Raw genomic sequence first — 14652 nt, forward strand, 5'->3', positions numbered from 1 at the left:
CGACCGCGCCTCAGGAGAGCCGGCCGAGCACCTCGTTGAGCGCCTCGGTCGAGGACGGGTGCGTCCAGATCCCGTCGCGCAGCTGCGTGGCCGTGATGCCCGCGCGCATCGCGAGGGCCACGAGGTTCACGACCTCCTGGGAGTCGACGTGGAACAGGCGCGCCCCCAGCACGAGATCGGTCTGCGCGTCCACGACGACCTTGATCACGCCACGGGCGTCCCCGAGCGTCTTGGGGCGGGGCATCGCCTTGATCCCCGCGACGGGCGCGAGCACCGTGCGGACCTCGTGGCTGGCCTCGCGGGCCTCGTGCTCGGTCAGACCCACGGCCGACAGCGGAGGCGTGAGGAAGGTCGTCGACGGCACCGCGACGCGGTCCGAGAGCCGACGCGAGCCGTCGCCCGTGAGCGCGGACGCCACGATGCGGCTGTCGTCGAGGGAGAGGTAGGTCTGCTGCCCGTGCCCGTGGACGTCTCCCATCGCGAACACGCCCTCGGCGCTCGTGCGCAGCTGGTCGTCGACGACGACGGCGCCGTGCTCGTCGACCTCGATGCCCGCCTGCTCGAGGCCCAGGTCCGCGGTGGCGGGCCGCCTGCCGGTGGCGACCAGGACCGCGTCGGCCACGAGAGGTGCGCCGTTCCCGTCGTCCGTGCCCTGCAGCGCGACCCCGTCCGGGCCGTCGACGTACTCGCTGACGGAGGTGCCGGTGAGGATCGTGATGCCCTCGTGCTCGAGCACCTCGCGCACCGCGTCCGCGACGTCGTCGTCCTCGTCGGGCAGGATCCGCTCGCCGCGGGCGATGACGGTGACCTCGCTGCCGAAGCTGCGGAACATCGAGGCGAACTCGAGGCCGATCGGGCCCGCGCCGATCACGGCGAGGCGGCGCGGGAAGGGCTCCACGTGCTGCAGCGAGGTGGAGGTGTGGATGCGCGGCCCGTCGATGCCGGGCACTGCGGGCAGGGCGGGCTCGGCGCCGGTGTTCACGATGACGGTCTCGGCGCTGATCAGCAGGTGCTCGGCGAGGCCCGCGCCGCCTGCGGAGGGCGCCACCTCGACCTCACGGGGCCCGACGAAGCGGGCGCGGCCGTCCACGATCGTCACGGTGTCATGGTCGGCGAGCATGTGCAGGTTGACGTCGTTCAGCTTCCCGATGAGCGCATCGCGCGTGCTCACGGCCCGGTCGAAGTACTCCTGGGGATCGTCGCCCTCGCGACGCTCGTCGGCGGCGTGCACGAGGGTCTTCGTGGGCACGCAGCCGATGTTGATGCAGGTCCCGCCATACATCAGGGAGGACTGCTCGACCATCACGACGCGGCGGCCGGCGGCGGCCGTGCTCGCGGCGAGCGTCTTGCCTCCCTTCCCCCAGCCCAGGACGAGCAGGTCGGCAGTCAGGGTGCGCGGTGCGGTCATGGGGTTCCTCCCGGGATGGTGCGGCGAGCGGTCCCGACGCAGGGGCCTGCGACGACGCTACTCCCGTGCCATCGAGGGAGTGCAGGAGAGCACGAAGGCCCCCGCCGGGACCGGCGGGGGCCTTCGGGACCCGGAAGGACTCCGGATCAAGGGCGGTAGCGGCGGGATTTGAACCCGCGGTGGCTATTAACCACACATCATTTCGAGTGATGCACCTTCGGCCGCTCGGACACGCTACCGCCAGCGATTCTACGCAGGGCCATGAACGACGGGCAAACCGCGGGGGCCGACGTGCGATCCAGTTCACCGGCGCAGGCACTACCCTCGACGGGATGACGAGCACCGATGCCACGACTCCCTCCCAGCCGCCCGCTGATCCGGCGCCGTCCGCGCCCCAGTCGCCCCGCCCCGCGCATCGGCCGACGGACCGCACCCACCACGGCGACACCGTGAGCGATCCCTTCGAGTGGCTGCGCGACAAGGAGGACCCGGAGGTCATCGCCCACCTCGAGGCCGAGAACGCCTATGCGGACGCGCGCACGGCCCACCTGTCGGCGCTGCGCACCGAGCTCGTCTCCGAGTTCGTCGGCCACACCCAGGAGACGGACCAGTCCGTCCCCGTGCGCCGCGGTGACTGGTGGTACCTCACCCGCACCACCGAGGGCGAGGACTACCCGCGGCATACGCGCGTCGCCGAGGGCCCGGAGCTGCCGCGCGGTGCGGGCGGCGTCCCCGCCGTCGAGCCCGGCGTGCTGCTGCCCGGCGAGCAGGTGATCCTCGACGCGCAGTCACTCGCGGACGGTCGGGAGTTCTTCTCCCTCGGCGGCATGCGCCCCTCCCCCAGCCAGGACCTGCTCGCCTTCAGCACCGATGTGCGCGGCGACGAGCGCTTCGACGTCGTGGTCACGGACCTTCGCCGCGGCGGCGCCGGCGGCGAGGTGATCGACGAGGCAGTGCGCGGCGCCGGCTACGGGCTCGCGTTCTCGACCGACGAGCAGTGGCTGTTCTACGCGGGGGTGGACGACGCCTGGCGCCAGCACCAGATCTGGCGTCACCGCCTGGGGACCGACGCGCAGGAGGACCAGCTGGTGCTCGAGGAGGCCGACGAGCGCTTCACGATCGGGTTCGGGACCTCGCGCGACGGCTCCACGCTGATCATCGAGGCCGCCTCGACCACCACCAGCGAGGGCTGGCTCCTGGACCTCTCCGATCCCACCTCGGCGCCCCGGCCCGCCGGCGGGCGCCGGCCCGGGATCGAGTACTCGCTCGAGCCCGCCGGGGACCACCTGCTGGTGGTCCACAACGACGGCGTGCCCGGTTTCGCGCTCGCGACCGCACCGCTCGAGGACCCGGGAGCCTGGACCACGATCCTCGAGGCCGCCGACGGCGAGCGCCTCGAGTCCGTGGACGCCTTCGCGGGCTTCGCCGCCCTCGAGCTGCGCAGCGGCGGGCTCGCCGCGGTGCGCGTGATCCCCCGGCGCGAGACGGTGGGCGCGGGCACGGGCGCGGAGGCCGACGCGGGCTCGGGCTCGGGCTCGGATGCTGACGCCGACGCGGCGGCGCACGCCTGGGCCGTCGAGGAGGCCTGGGACGTCTCCCACGGCGGCGAGCTCGACACCGTGTTCCTGCTGGCGAACCACCAGTTCGACGAGCAGCTCCTGCGCTACCAGCTCACGAGCCTGCTCACCCCGTCGACGGTCGCCCAGGTCGACGTGCGCACCCGCGAGCACGAGGTCCTCCGCCGCACCCCGGTCCCGGGCTACGACCCGAAGCTCTACGTCGAGAAGCGCCTGTGGGCGCGAGCGGCCGACGGCACCGCGATCCCGATCTCGCTGGCGGCCCGCCGGGAGGCCGCGCCCGACGGCACGAATCCCGGCTACCTCTACGGCTACGGCTCCTACGAGGCGTCCATGGACCCGTCGTTCGTGCCCACCCGGCTGTCCCTCCTGGACCGCGGTCTCGTGGTCGCCGTGGCCCATGTGCGCGGCGGCGGCGAGATGGGCAGGCCCTGGTACGAGCACGGCAAGCTGCTCGAGAAGCGCAACACCTTCACCGACTTCGTCGACTGCGCCGCGCACCTCGTCGACGCGGGCTGGGTCGCGCCGGACCGCCTCTCCGCGGAGGGGCGCAGCGCGGGCGGCCTGCTCATGGGCGCGATCGCGAACCTCGCCCCCGAGCGCTTCCGGGCGATCATCGCGGGCGTGCCCTTCGTGGACGCGCTCACCACGATCCTGGATCCCTCGCTGCCGCTCACCGTCGGCGAGTGGGAGGAGTGGGGCGACCCGCTGCACGACCCCGAGGTCTACGCGTACATGAAGTCGTACTCGCCGTACGAGAACGTGCGCGAGGTCGAGTACCCGGCGATCTTCGCCTCCACCTCGCTGAACGACACCCGCGTGTTCTTCGTCGAGCCCGCGAAGTGGGTGGCGCGCCTGCGCGAGACCGTGACCAGCGACCAGGGCGAGCGGCCGATCGTGTTCCGCTGCGAGATGGTCGCCGGGCACGGCGGGCGCTCGGGCCGCTACGCGAAGTGGGAGCAGCGGGCCGACGAGCTCGCCTGGCTGCTCGACCAGATCGGCGCGACCGCGCGGATCTGAGGGCCCGGCCGGCCCGGCGGGCCTGCCGGTCAGGCCGGCGGCCCGCCGTCCCGTCGTCCCGGCGGCCCGGCGGCCCGGCGGCCCGGCGGCCCGAACGGCCGATGGCCAGGTTCTATGACAGGAAGCCGGACTTTCTGTCATAGAACCTGGCCATGAGCATGTGCCCCGTCGAGCGGCTCCGACGACGCCGACTTCGTGGTCCGACGGACGCCGATCGTCCGTCGGGCCCCGCCCGGTCAGAAGGCCGGGATGACCGAGCCGTCGGTGTACGTGGTGGTGATGAAGTCCTTGACCTTGTCGGAGTGCAGGAGCTCGTCGAGCTTCTTCAGCGCCGCGTTGTCCTTCTCCTCGGTGCGCACCACGACGAAGTTCGCGTAGGGGTTCTCCGCGTCGCTCTTCTCGAGCACGATCGAGTCCTCGGAGGGCTTGAGACCCGACTCGATCGCGTAGTTGCCGTTGACGACGCCCGCCGCGAAGTCGCCCAGGGTGCGCGGGATCTGGGCGGCCTCGATCTCGGTGAACTTCAGCTTCTGCGGGTTCTCGGCGACGTCCTTGGTGGTCGCGTCGGTGACCTCGACGCCGTCCTTGAGGGTGATCAGCCCCGCCTCGGCGAGCAGGCCCAGGCCACGGCCGCGGTTGGTGGGGTCGTTGGCGATCGCGATCTCGTCGCCGTCCTTCAGCTCGTCGAGCTTCGTGATCTTCTCGGAGTACAGGCCCAGGGGCTCGATGTGCACGCCCTTGAAGGCGAAGAAGTCGTAGCCCTTCTCCTTCTCCTGCGAGTCCAGGAACGGCTGGTTCTGGTAGTAGTTCGCGTCGATGTCGCCGTCGTTCAGCGCCTGGTTCGGGATCTGGTAGTCCGTGTAGGGCGTGATGTCGAGCTTCAGGTTCGCGTCCTCGGCGAGGTTCTTGCTGACGAACTCCAGGATCTCCTGGTGGGGCTTGGGTGAGGCGCCGATCTTGATCGTCGTCACCCCGTCCTTCTCCTCGGGGCCGTCGGAGCCCCCGCCCACCAGGCCGCAGCCGGTGATCGAGAGCGCGGCGAGGCCGGCGCCGGAGGCGAACAGGGAGCGGCGGGTCAGATGCGACATGGGGATCTCCTCGGGGAGTGGAACGGAGTGGTGGGGCGGAAGGACGCGGAAGGGCGAGAGGGAGCTCTCGGGGCGGGGCTCAGACGTTGCGGGCGCGGTGGTCGACCGCGCGGGCGAGCACCGAGCCCAGCGACTGCACGAGGATCACGATGACGATCAGGACGACGACGGTCGAGATCATCACGACGTTGTCGTAGGACTGGTAGCCCATGCGGTTCGCGAGGTCTCCCAGGCCCTTGCCTCCCACGGCGCCCGCCATCGCGGTGTAGCCGATCACGGCGATCGTCGTGGTGGTCAGCGAGCCGATGATCCCGGGCAGGGCCTCGGGGAACAGCACCTGGCGGATCACCTGCCAGCGGGTCGCGCCCATCATCTGCACCGCCTCGATCTTCCCGGCGGGGATCTCGCGCAGGTTGATCTCGATGAGGCGGGCCAGGAACGGGATCGCGGAGACCACGAGCGCGAACATGGCGGCGTTCGGGCCGGTCACACGGCCCACCACGATCCTCGTGACGGGGATCAGCGCGATGATCAGGATGATGAACGGGAACGAGCGGCCCACGTTCACGATGAAGCCGACGATCCGGTTCACCCAGCGGGCGCCGCCGCCGGTCGCGCGGTCGGTCTCGAACAGCAGCACTCCCAGCGGGGTGCCGATGAGCGCCGCGAAGATCATCGTGCCGATCGTCATGTAGAGGGTGATCAGCGTGTTCGACCACAGGCTCGTGTTGGAGTCCCAGGTGGTGAACACGGGATTGCTCAGCCATTCGCTCATGCCGAGGCCTCCTTCGTGACGACGCCGCGGCTCTCGAGCTCGCGCAGGAAGGCCGCGAGGCCCTTCTCGCTGATCGGTGTGTCGTCCTCGTTGCGCAGGGCCAGCTGCACGCGGCCCACCTGGCGGCCCGCGATGGTCTCGATGTTGCCGGCGACGATCTGCGCGCTCGCGCCGTGCTCGGCGGCGATGCGCACGAGCTCCTCGCTGCTGGCCACGGCCCGGTCGTTCGTCGGGTCGGCGCCGTAGTCGCAGTCCACGACGCGCGCGCTGATGCCCGTCGGGGCCGGCGGCAGCGGGATCAGCTCGCTGCTGAGCGGGCCGTGCGGGTCCGAGGCGACATCGGCCAGGGCGCCGCTCTGGGCGACGCGGCCGTCCTCGAGCAGGGTCACGGCGTCGCAGATCTCGCGGACCACGCTCATCTCGTGGGTGATGAGCAGGACGGTGATGCCCAGGCGGTCGCGCAGGTCGCGGATGAGCTTGAGGATCTGACGGGTGGTGGTGGGGTCGAGCGCGCTCGTGGGTTCGTCGCACAGCAGCACCTTGGGCTCGGCCGCGAGGCCGCGGGCGATGCCCACGCGCTGGATCTGCCCGCCCGAGAGCTGCGCGGGATGGTTGTGCTCGCGGCCGGCGAGGCCCACGAGGTCCACGAGCTCGGCCACGCGCGCCGTGCGCTGCTCACGGCCCACGCCCGCGATCTCGAGCGGGTGGGCGATGTTGCGGGCGGCGGTGCGCGAGTCCAGCAGGTTCGCGTGCTGGAACACCATGCCGATGTTGCGGCGAGCGGCGCGCAGCTCGGGGCCGTCGAGCGCCGCGATGTCGGTGCCGTCGAGGCGCACGCTGCCGCGCGTGGGCTTCTCGAGTCCGGTCAGGCAGCGGATGAGCGTGGACTTCCCGGCGCCGGAGCGGCCGACGATCCCATGGATCTGGCCCGCGTCGACATCAAGATCGATGCCGTCGAGCGCGACGACGGGGTCTCCCCCGCCCGGCGCGGGGAAGACCTTGGTGAGGTCTTCGAGAGTGATCACAAGCAGAAGTAGAGCATCCCCCTAGCGCACCTGCCGACCCTCACGTTCACGAAACGTCATCTGACCGGGGCGGGGCGTGGTCGGGATCACCGCGCAGGGCCGCGGCGTGTGGTGCGGGACTCAGGCCGTGGCCCCGGGCCGATCTGACATACGTCATGCCCGGGCCGTGAGCCGTTCACGACGAGCGGTGATCCTGCGCCCTACCCCCGCATCCGCGGCTCCGGGAGCGTGGAGGACATGAACACGACACGCGCCTCCCACCCCTCGACGACGCCGACCGCCCCGACCTCAGCGCCCGCGTCCGCCTCGGATCGCGGCCTGCTGATGGACGTGCTGGGGGTCACCCCCGCACCGACCCTCGCCCGGGAGCTCTTCGCCCTGGTCGTGAACGCCGCCCTGGTCGCGATCCTCCTGTTCGTCCTGCAGCCGCCGATGATCGCCGCGGTGATCGCGGGCAGCCTGGTCGGGGCGTGGCTCGTGGGCCGGCTGATCGCCGGTTTCGTCCGCCACGGCTACGGCCGTCCCGAGGCGGGTCGACGATGAGCGCGGCGAGCCCGCAGTCCCTGTCCCCGTCGGCCGTCGGATCCCGAGGCCTCGCCTCCCCGGACGCCGAGGCCGTGATCACCGCACGGGGGCTCGTGCGCCGCTACGGCAGCGGTCGGCAGGCCTTCGTGGCCGTCGACGGCATCGATCTCGAGATCCGCCGCGGCGAGCTCTTCGGACTGCTGGGCACCAACGGCGCCGGCAAGACCTCGACCCTCGAGGTGCTCGAGGGCCTGGCCCGGCCCGACGAGGGCACGGTGCGGGTGCTGGGGCACGATCCGCGGCGCGAGCGCGCCGCGGTGCGCCCGCAGCAGGGGCTCATGCTGCAGACGGGCGGCTTCCCCGCCGATCTCACCGTCTCCGAGGCCCTGCGGATGTGGTGCTCCACGCTGAGCTCCCCGCGCGAGGGGGCCGAGCTCCTGCAGGAGGTCGATCTCGCGGACCGGGCGCGCACCCGGATCTCCTCGCTCTCGGGCGGGGAGGTGCGTCGCCTCGACCTGGCCTGCGCGATCGCGGGCGATCCGCAGATCCTCTTCCTCGACGAGCCGACGACGGGGCTGGATCCGCAGTCCCGGGCGGGGGCATGGGGCCTGATCCGGCGCCTCACCGAGCGCGGGACCACGATCGTGCTGACCACGCACTACCTCGAGGAGGCGGAGGCGCTCTCCGACCGCCTCGCGCTCATGCACCGCGGTCGGATCGTGCGGGAGGGGACCGTCGACGAGGTCGTCGCCGGCCACCCCTCCACGATCCGCTTCCGGGTGCCCGTCTCGGCCCCGGCCCTGCCGGACCTCCACGGCGCCGCGACCCGGGAGGGCGAGCGCACGGAGGTCACCACCGACTCGCTCCAGACCGACCTGGCGCGCCTGCTGCGCTGGGCGGACCAGCACTCCCTGGTCCTCGAGGGCCTCGACGCCCGCGCGGCGAGCCTGGAGACCGTGTTCCTCACCATCGCCCACGAAGGAGATCCGTCATGACCGCCGCCGCCTCCGCTCCCGCCGCCGACCGCGCCCCGCGGCGCGCGCACGGGCACCGCCTGCCCGGGCACCGCCTGCTGGGCCTGGCCCGCGCCGAGATGACGATGCTGCTGCGCAACCGGATGCAGCTGGTCACGGCAGTGCTGATGCCCATCGCCGTCCCGTTCCTGTACCTGCCGATCGCGCGGCAGGGCTCGGGGCCCGCGCAGCTCGCGAACGCCCTCGGGATGATGTTCGTGATCGTCCTGCTGTTCGTCGTCTACTACAACCTGCTCTCCACCTATGTCGCGCGCCGCCAGGACCTCGTCCTCAAGCGCCTGCGCACCGGCGAGGCCTCGGACGCGACGGTCCTCGCGGCGGGCGCCGTGCCCGCGCTCCTCATCGCGGCGGTCATGATCGGTGTGATGACGGCGATCTCGGTGCCGCTGCTGGACCTGCCGACGCCGCAGCATCCGCTGCTGCCCGTGGTGGGCCTCGCGCTCGGGGCCGTGCTCCTGGTGCCGCTCGCGCTCGCGACCGCGAACATCACCCGCACCGTCGAGTCCGCGCAGGTCACGTGCCTCCCGCTCATGGCCGTCGCCGTCATCGGCACCGGCGCCGCCGTGCCCCTGTCGCTCATGCCCGACTGGTTCGCGCGACTGGTCTCGCTCGTCCCCTCGGCCCCGATCGTCGCCCTGGTGCGCCTGGGCTGGCTGGGCGTCGACCCCGCCGGCGACCCGGTGACCGGATCGGCCGTCTGGGCCGACGCGGGCCTGCAGCTCCTGATCCTCGTGGTCTGGCTCGTCCTCGCCTGCTGGTTCGTGCGACTGCGCTTCCGCTGGGAGCCCCGCGCATGAGGGGCCCTTGCAGGGGGCGGCCCGTGCATGACCCGGCAGACGCCGCGGTCGCCGTTCCGGCCGCTCCTCGGGCCCGGGTCATGACAGGATCCGGGGCATGAGCACGCTCGAGGCGCCTGATGTGGGACGCCCCTGGGAGATCTTCCGCGTCTACACGCTGTGGTCGCTGGCCGTGCTCATGCTCCTCCTGCCGCTCCTGCTGCTCAGCGCGCCCGGCGCGGCCGACGCGCCGCTGCTCGCCCCCGAGGGCGCCCTGCGCGATGGCCCCGATGCCGCGTTCCTCGTCCTCCAGTCCCTGACCTCGGCCGTGTCCGTCCTCGTGCTGTGCCGCGCCTGGGCGCGGGGCGAGGCCGGGCCCCGCGGCCGATGGGACCTTCCCGAGGTCGGGGCGCTGCGCGTGCACGGGGCCGGGGCGCGCGCCCTGGCGCTGTCCCCGCTGGTCCCCGCGGCCCTCGCGGCGGCGCGGACCGCATGGGCCGACGACGCGTCGGCCCACGCCCCCGTGCTGCTGGCATGCCTCGGTGCGGCGCTGACGGGACAGGCCCTCCGCCTCCCCTGGACGACGGGGATCCTCGCCGCCGGGGCCACCGCCGGCGTGGGCGTGCTCCTGGGCACGAGCAGGAACGAGGCCTCGATCCTCGCGGGGCTCGTGATCGCGTTCGTCGCGGTCGCCCGCAGCTCGCTGTGGCTCGCCGCGATCGTCCGGGACCTCGAGAGGGCTCGGGTGGCCCAGGCCCAGCTCGCGGTCGCCGAGGAGCGGCTGCGCTTCGCCCGCGATCTCCACGACGTCACCGGCCGGGACCTCTCGGCGATCGTCGTCACCGCGGAGCTGACCGGGAAGCTCGTCGAGCGCGAGGATCCCCGCGCGCTCGAGCGCAGCCGGGAGGTCGCGCAGATCGCCCGCTCGTCCCTCGCCGAGGTCCGGGCGCTGGTGCGCGGCTACCGGGAGGCCGATCTCGCCGCCGAGCTGCAGGGCACCGTCTCCCTGCTGCGCTCGGCCGGGATCGAGGCGGCGGTCGGCGGGAGTCCGGAGGACATCCCCGGGTCCCGCGCGGCGACGGCCGCCTGGGTGCTCCGGGAGGCCGGCACCAACGTGCTGCGGCATTCGAGCGCCGACTCGGTGCGCATCGACCTCGCACCGGGCGGGATCACCGTGGTCAACGACGGGGTGAGCGTCACGGGGACCCCTGTCGTGATGGGCAGCGGGCTGCGCGGGGTCCGAGAGCGGCTCGCGCCGGAGGGGACCCTGACGGCCCGCCTCGACGGCGAGCGCTTCGTCCTGTCGGCGGTGTTCGAGGACCCTGGAGAAGCAACGAACACCGTCGCAGAGAGCACGGCCGCAGAGAGCCCCGTCGCCGAGAGTCCCGTCGCCGAGAGCCCCGTCCCTGAGGAGGCCCCATGACCGCCCCCATCCGTCTCGTCCTCGTGGACGACGAGACCGTGATCCGCTCCGCCCTGGCCACCATGCTCGACCTGGAGGACGACCTGGAGGTCCTCGCGCAGGCGGGGAGCGCCGCCGAGGGCGAGGGCCTGATGGCCGCCCACGCGCCCGATGTCGCGGTGCTCGACCTGCAGCTGCCCGACGGGGACGGCCTCGAGCTCGCCGCCCGCACGCTCGAGGTCTCCCCCGCCACCCGGTGCCTGATCCTCACCTCGCACGCCCGGCCCGGCTACCTCAAGCGCGCGCTCGCCCAGGGCGTGCTGGGATTCCTGCCGAAGACGGTCTCCGGGGAGCAGCTCGCCGAGGCCGTGCGCGCCGTCGCGCAGGGACGCCGTGCGATCGACCCCGAGCTCGCCGCGGAGACCATCGCCTCCGGCGACTCCCCGCTCACCCCGCGCGAGGCCGACGTGCTCGAGTACGCGGCCGACGGCGCCAGCATCGAGCAGATCGCACGGCGCGCGCACCTGGCCGAGGGGACGGTCCGCAACTACCTCTCGAACGCGCAGGCGAAGCTCCAGGCCAGCAACCGGCACGAGGCCTCGCAGATCGCGCGGCGGCACGGCTGGATCTGACGGCCCCTTCGCGTCATCGCCCCCGCCGCGCCCGGAAGAAGCCGCGCAGCAGGTCCCCGCACTCCTGCTCCCGCACGCCCGTGGTGAGCTCCGCGCGGTGGTTCAGCCGGGGTTCGCGCACGAGGTCGTAGAGGGACCCGGCGGCCCCGGCCTTCGGGTCGGGTGCGCCGACGACCACCCGCGCGATCCGCGCGAGCACGATCGCCCCGGCGCACATGGTGCACGGTTCGAGGGTGACGGCGAGGGTGCAGCCGGTGAGGTTCCAGCGGCCCGTCGCGCGGGCCGCCTCGCGCAGGGCGAGGATCTCGGCGTGCGCGGTGGGGTCCTCGTCGGCCTCCCTGCGGTTGCCGGCGCGCGCGATCACGCGCCCGGTCGGGTCCAGGACGACGGCGCCGATCGGGACGTCGGCCGGCTCTCGCTCCGCGGAGGCGCGCGCCTCGTCGAGGGCGAGGCCCATGAGGGCGTCGTCGGAGAGGGGCGGGGTGTCGTCGTCCACACCCCCATTCTCCCCGGCCGCGCCGTCAGCTGCGCGCACCCGTGACCGCGAACCGCGCCTCGAGCAGGGCGCCGTTCCGCCCGAGCTCGCGCAGCTCGAGGTCGAGGCGCCCTCCCATCAGCGGCTTCCCGCTGCCGAGGGTCACGGGGGCGATGGACACGAAGACCTCATCGAGCATCCCGGCCTCCGCGAAGGAGAACGCGAGGTCCCCGCCGCCCACGATCCAGACGTCCTTGTCGCCCGCGACCTCCTCGAGCCGGGCGCGGTGCGCGGCGGGCGGACCGGAGACGCGGGTGATGCCCGTGAAGTCCTCGGGCAGCTCCCGGTGGGAGAAGACGAACGTGGGCTGGTCGTAGACCCAGGCGTCAGCGACGGTCTCGAGGTGGCCCACGACCCAGTCATAGGTGGCGCGCCCCGTGACGATCGCACCCACGTCCTGCACGAACACGTCGTAGGGCAGGATGCTCTGCTCCGCGTCGGTGGGCTGGGAGAGCAGCCAGTCCAGGCTCTCGTGCTCGTCGGCGAGGAATCCGTCGAGGCTGGTCGCGGTGAAGAAGCGATAGCGGGTCATCGGGGCCTCCTGCGCGGCGGCGCAGCGCCGCGGGTCGGGTGCTGCGAGGTGTTGGTCCCAGTATTCGCCGGGGCTCCCCCGAACGGATCCCGCGTGCAGGGGCGTCGGGTAGATTCGGCGCCATGCGCGTGCTCGAACTCGACCATCCCCTCGTCGCCCACAAGCTGACGGCGCTCCGCAAGGCCGAGACGCGGTCCTCGATGTTCCGCCTCCTGGCCGACGAGCTGGTGACCCTGCTGGCCTACGAGGCCACGCGCAACGTCGCCGTCGCCCCCGTCGAGATCCAGACCCCGGTCACCACGATGACCGGCACGCGTCTGACGGATCCCAAGCCGATGGTGGTCCCGATCCTGCGCGCGGGCCTGGGCATGCTCGACGGCATGACGCGCCTGCTGCCCACGGCCGAGGTCGGCTTCCTGGGCATGGTCCGCAACGACGAGACCCTCGAGGTCACGACCTACGCGAACCGCCTCCCGGACGACCTCACCGACCGCCAGTGCTTCGTGCTGGATCCGATGCTCGCGACCGGCCACACCCTCATCGCCTCCGTGAACTACCTGCACGAGCGCGGCGCGAAGGACATCACCTGCGTGACCCTGCTGTGCGCCCCCGAGGGCCTGAAGACCCTCGAGGAGCAGATCGACCCGGCCATCGACCTCACCGTGGTCACCGCCGCGATCGACGAGAAGCTCAACGAGAAGGGCTACATCGTCCCCGGCCTCGGCGACGCGGGCGACCGCCTCTTCGGCGTCGTCGACTGACGGGACCCGTCGACCGACGATCGGCCCCACCGGGCTCTGACCTCGCGCGTCCCAGGATGCGAACACCTGCTTGAGGCCGGGCGTCGGCCTCGGGCATGATGGCCGACATGTTCACGAACGCTCCGAGCCGAGAGGTCGCCACGACGGCGGCCCGCTCGATGATGCGTTCGATGATGATGTGCATGTGCATGATGCACCGTCAGCCGAGCCTCTGAGCGCTCGAGAATCCTCCGGGGTCGGCTGACAGGAGCCGGCCGGAAGGCGCGGGCTCCAGGTGCCGGCCGGGAGCACAACCCAGCGATCCGCGAACCTGACGCGTCGATCGGAACTGGGATCCCGGGTCCCCACCCGTTGCACCAGTCGTGCACGAACCCGGAGAACGCATCATGAGCATCACCCTGAACAGTCCTGTCACCCAGACCCGCACCCCGCAGAGCGCCGCCGGTCAGAGCCCGGCCGCCCGCGTCGAGCGCCCCGCGCACGATCGCGGACCCCGCGCCCTGCGCCCCCAGCACGCCGGCCGTCCCGCCTTCCGGGCCCCCGGTGCCGCCGGGCAGTCCGCCGGATCGTCGGCACTGGCCGCCGCGCCGGAGTCCGACCAGGTCACGCTGACCCTCACGGTCACGCTGCCGGCCGGCACGCCCGACGTCGAAGCGGCCCAGATCGCCGACGCGCTGCGCGCCAACGCCCGTCGCCTGACGGCCGGCCGCCGCGCCTCGGCGAGCGTGGGCGTGCGCTCCCCGCGCCCCTTCTCCCCCGCCGGCGAGGCTGCGGAGACGGGCACCACGAGCACCGCGCCCACCCTGCGGGCGCTCCCGCCGCGCACCCAGGACGGCGAGGCCGCGCAGCCCGAGCGCACGCGCCGCACCGGCGTCGTCTCGCCGAACTCCCCGGCCCGCCGGGACGCCGAGGCGGCACGTCAGCGCCTGCTGCGCGCCACCGCCGTGAGCCCGAACGTCGCTCCCGCCGCGAGCACGGACTGCTCGCTGGTGATCGACCTCTTCGGCCGCCGCGTGCGCATCGACGGCGAGGACGTGGACCTCACCTACAAGGAGTTCGAGCTGCTCGCGCACCTGGCGCGCGGCGCCCGTCGGATCATCGGCCGCGACGAGCTCATGGAGTCCGTGTGGGCCGACGCCTCGTCCGAGACCGGTGAGCGCACCGTCGACGTGCACGTGCGCCGCGTGCGCGCGAAGCTCGGCCGCTACCGCCGCCTGATCTCCACGGTGCGCGGCGCGGGCTACCGCCTGGACACCGGCAGCGACGTCGCGATCCTCGACTGATCGCGCTCCTCCCCCGGCGTTTCACCCCAGTCCCCCACCCGAGGACCATCGGCCCGGACGGGCAGCCGCTCGTCCGGGTCGGTGCATTCCGCGCAGGGTGCTCGTCATCGCCCCCGTTCCGGGAAGGACGAGGATCCGGGAAGAGCGAACGGCCCGGAGCACACATCGACGCACTGTCGGGGCTCACGGGCCGTTCGCGATGCCAGCCGTCCCTCAATGGTGGTGGGTGCGGACGACCAGGCAACACGGGTCCACCGATATCGGGGGGAACGTCGGAGG

General features: G+C 72.8%; 14 protein-coding genes and 1 tRNA gene. 8 read left to right on the forward strand and 7 right to left on the reverse strand.

All coding sequences use genetic code 11. The features are described 5' to 3' along the window. Positions 1-10: 10 nt before the first annotated feature. Positions 11-1408, reverse strand: coding sequence for an FAD-dependent oxidoreductase (locus M4486_RS12260; RefSeq protein ID WP_249477479.1), 1398 nt, complete (start codon positions 1406-1408; stop codon positions 11-13). A 153-nt stretch (positions 1409-1561) separates the two neighbouring features. Then, a tRNA-Ser gene (locus tag M4486_RS12265) sits at positions 1562-1647 on the reverse strand. Between the two features lie 93 nt (positions 1648-1740). On the opposite strand from M4486_RS12265, the gene M4486_RS12270 reads away from it, so the two are divergent. Further along, positions 1741-4005: a S9 family peptidase gene (locus M4486_RS12270; protein ID WP_249477480.1), complete on the forward strand. Its 2265-nt coding sequence runs from the start codon at positions 1741-1743 to the stop codon at positions 4003-4005. A 236-nt stretch (positions 4006-4241) separates the two neighbouring features. Here the strand turns inward: M4486_RS12270 and M4486_RS12275 are convergent, their stop codons facing one another. From M4486_RS12275 to M4486_RS12285, 3 genes are all read right to left on the reverse strand, one after another. Continuing rightward, positions 4242-5093 carry a MetQ/NlpA family ABC transporter substrate-binding protein gene (locus M4486_RS12275; RefSeq protein WP_228356446.1) on the reverse strand — a complete coding sequence of 284 codons (852 nt, stop codon included), beginning with the start codon at positions 5091-5093 and terminating at the stop codon, positions 4242-4244. Between the two features lie 79 nt (positions 5094-5172). Further along, positions 5173-5868: a methionine ABC transporter permease gene (locus M4486_RS12280; RefSeq protein ID WP_249477482.1), complete on the reverse strand. Its 696-nt coding sequence runs from the start codon at positions 5866-5868 to the stop codon at positions 5173-5175. Further along, complete coding sequence (locus tag M4486_RS12285; protein WP_249477484.1) at positions 5865-6893, reverse strand: methionine ABC transporter ATP-binding protein; 1029 nt, start codon at positions 6891-6893, stop codon at positions 5865-5867. The genes M4486_RS12280 and M4486_RS12285 overlap by 4 nt, the downstream gene beginning before the upstream one ends. 237 nt (positions 6894-7130) lie before the next feature. Between M4486_RS12285 and M4486_RS12290 the strand changes: the two genes are divergently transcribed. From M4486_RS12290 to M4486_RS12310, 5 genes are all read left to right on the forward strand, one after another. Further along, positions 7131-7436 carry a hypothetical protein gene (locus M4486_RS12290; protein ID WP_249477485.1) on the forward strand — a complete coding sequence of 102 codons (306 nt, stop codon included), beginning with the start codon at positions 7131-7133 and terminating at the stop codon, positions 7434-7436. Continuing rightward, entirely contained in the window at positions 7433-8413 is a 981-nt protein-coding gene (locus M4486_RS12295) for an ABC transporter ATP-binding protein (RefSeq protein ID WP_249477486.1), read from the forward strand. The genes M4486_RS12290 and M4486_RS12295 overlap by 4 nt, the downstream gene beginning before the upstream one ends. Continuing rightward, positions 8410-9249: an ABC transporter permease gene (locus tag M4486_RS12300; RefSeq protein WP_249477488.1), complete on the forward strand. Its 840-nt coding sequence runs from the start codon at positions 8410-8412 to the stop codon at positions 9247-9249. The genes M4486_RS12295 and M4486_RS12300 overlap by 4 nt, the downstream gene beginning before the upstream one ends. 97 nt (positions 9250-9346) lie before the next feature. Next, entirely contained in the window at positions 9347-10651 is a 1305-nt protein-coding gene (locus M4486_RS12305) for a sensor histidine kinase (RefSeq protein ID WP_249477490.1), read from the forward strand. Continuing rightward, on the forward strand, positions 10648-11262 hold the full coding sequence (locus M4486_RS12310; protein WP_249477492.1) for a response regulator transcription factor: 615 nt from the start codon (positions 10648-10650) through the stop codon (positions 11260-11262). The genes M4486_RS12305 and M4486_RS12310 overlap by 4 nt, the downstream gene beginning before the upstream one ends. Positions 11263-11275: 13 nt before the next feature. Here M4486_RS12310 and M4486_RS12315 read toward each other — a convergent pair whose 3' ends face one another. Continuing rightward, positions 11276-11719, reverse strand: coding sequence for a nucleoside deaminase (locus tag M4486_RS12315; protein WP_249481128.1), 444 nt, complete (start codon positions 11717-11719; stop codon positions 11276-11278). Between the two features lie 64 nt (positions 11720-11783). Beyond that, a complete protein-coding gene (locus M4486_RS12320) occupies positions 11784-12329 on the reverse strand; it encodes a dihydrofolate reductase family protein (protein ID WP_249477493.1) in 546 nt (181 codons plus the stop codon). 122 nt (positions 12330-12451) lie between these two features. On the opposite strand from M4486_RS12320, the gene upp reads away from it, so the two are divergent. Together upp and M4486_RS12330 are read left to right on the forward strand one after the other, a co-directional pair. Beyond that, entirely contained in the window at positions 12452-13090 is a 639-nt protein-coding gene (upp, locus tag M4486_RS12325) for a uracil phosphoribosyltransferase (protein ID WP_200503340.1), read from the forward strand. 386 nt (positions 13091-13476) lie between these two features. Further along, on the forward strand, positions 13477-14373 hold the full coding sequence (locus M4486_RS12330; protein WP_249477495.1) for a winged helix family transcriptional regulator: 897 nt from the start codon (positions 13477-13479) through the stop codon (positions 14371-14373). Positions 14374-14652 lie beyond the last annotated feature (279 nt).

Source organism: Brachybacterium kimchii (assembly GCF_023373525.1).
Lineage (GTDB): Bacteria > Actinomycetota > Actinomycetes > Actinomycetales > Dermabacteraceae > Brachybacterium > Brachybacterium kimchii.

Excerpts from the sequence above, each read along its gene's own strand:
- M4486_RS12330 (WP_249477495.1), top strand. The coding sequence starts at position 13,477 with ATGAGCATCACCCTGAACAGTCCTGTCACCCAGACCCGCACCCCGCAG.
- M4486_RS12315 (WP_249481128.1), bottom strand. The coding sequence starts at position 11,719 with ATGGGCCTCGCCCTCGACGAGGCGCGCGCCTCCGCGGAGCGAGAGCCG.
- M4486_RS12320 (WP_249477493.1), bottom strand. The coding sequence starts at position 12,329 with ATGACCCGCTATCGCTTCTTCACCGCGACCAGCCTCGACGGATTCCTC.
- M4486_RS12295 (WP_249477486.1), top strand. The coding sequence starts at position 7,433 with ATGAGCGCGGCGAGCCCGCAGTCCCTGTCCCCGTCGGCCGTCGGATCC.
- M4486_RS12260 (WP_249477479.1), bottom strand. The coding sequence starts at position 1,408 with ATGACCGCACCGCGCACCCTGACTGCCGACCTGCTCGTCCTGGGCTGG.
- M4486_RS12275 (WP_228356446.1), bottom strand. The coding sequence starts at position 5,093 with ATGTCGCATCTGACCCGCCGCTCCCTGTTCGCCTCCGGCGCCGGCCTC.
- M4486_RS12300 (WP_249477488.1), top strand. The coding sequence starts at position 8,410 with ATGACCGCCGCCGCCTCCGCTCCCGCCGCCGACCGCGCCCCGCGGCGC.
- M4486_RS12280 (WP_249477482.1), bottom strand. The coding sequence starts at position 5,868 with ATGAGCGAATGGCTGAGCAATCCCGTGTTCACCACCTGGGACTCCAAC.
- M4486_RS12305 (WP_249477490.1), top strand. The coding sequence starts at position 9,347 with ATGAGCACGCTCGAGGCGCCTGATGTGGGACGCCCCTGGGAGATCTTC.
- M4486_RS12310 (WP_249477492.1), top strand. The coding sequence starts at position 10,648 with ATGACCGCCCCCATCCGTCTCGTCCTCGTGGACGACGAGACCGTGATC.
- M4486_RS12290 (WP_249477485.1), top strand. The coding sequence starts at position 7,131 with ATGAACACGACACGCGCCTCCCACCCCTCGACGACGCCGACCGCCCCG.
- upp (WP_200503340.1), top strand. The coding sequence starts at position 12,452 with ATGCGCGTGCTCGAACTCGACCATCCCCTCGTCGCCCACAAGCTGACG.
- M4486_RS12270 (WP_249477480.1), top strand. The coding sequence starts at position 1,741 with ATGACGAGCACCGATGCCACGACTCCCTCCCAGCCGCCCGCTGATCCG.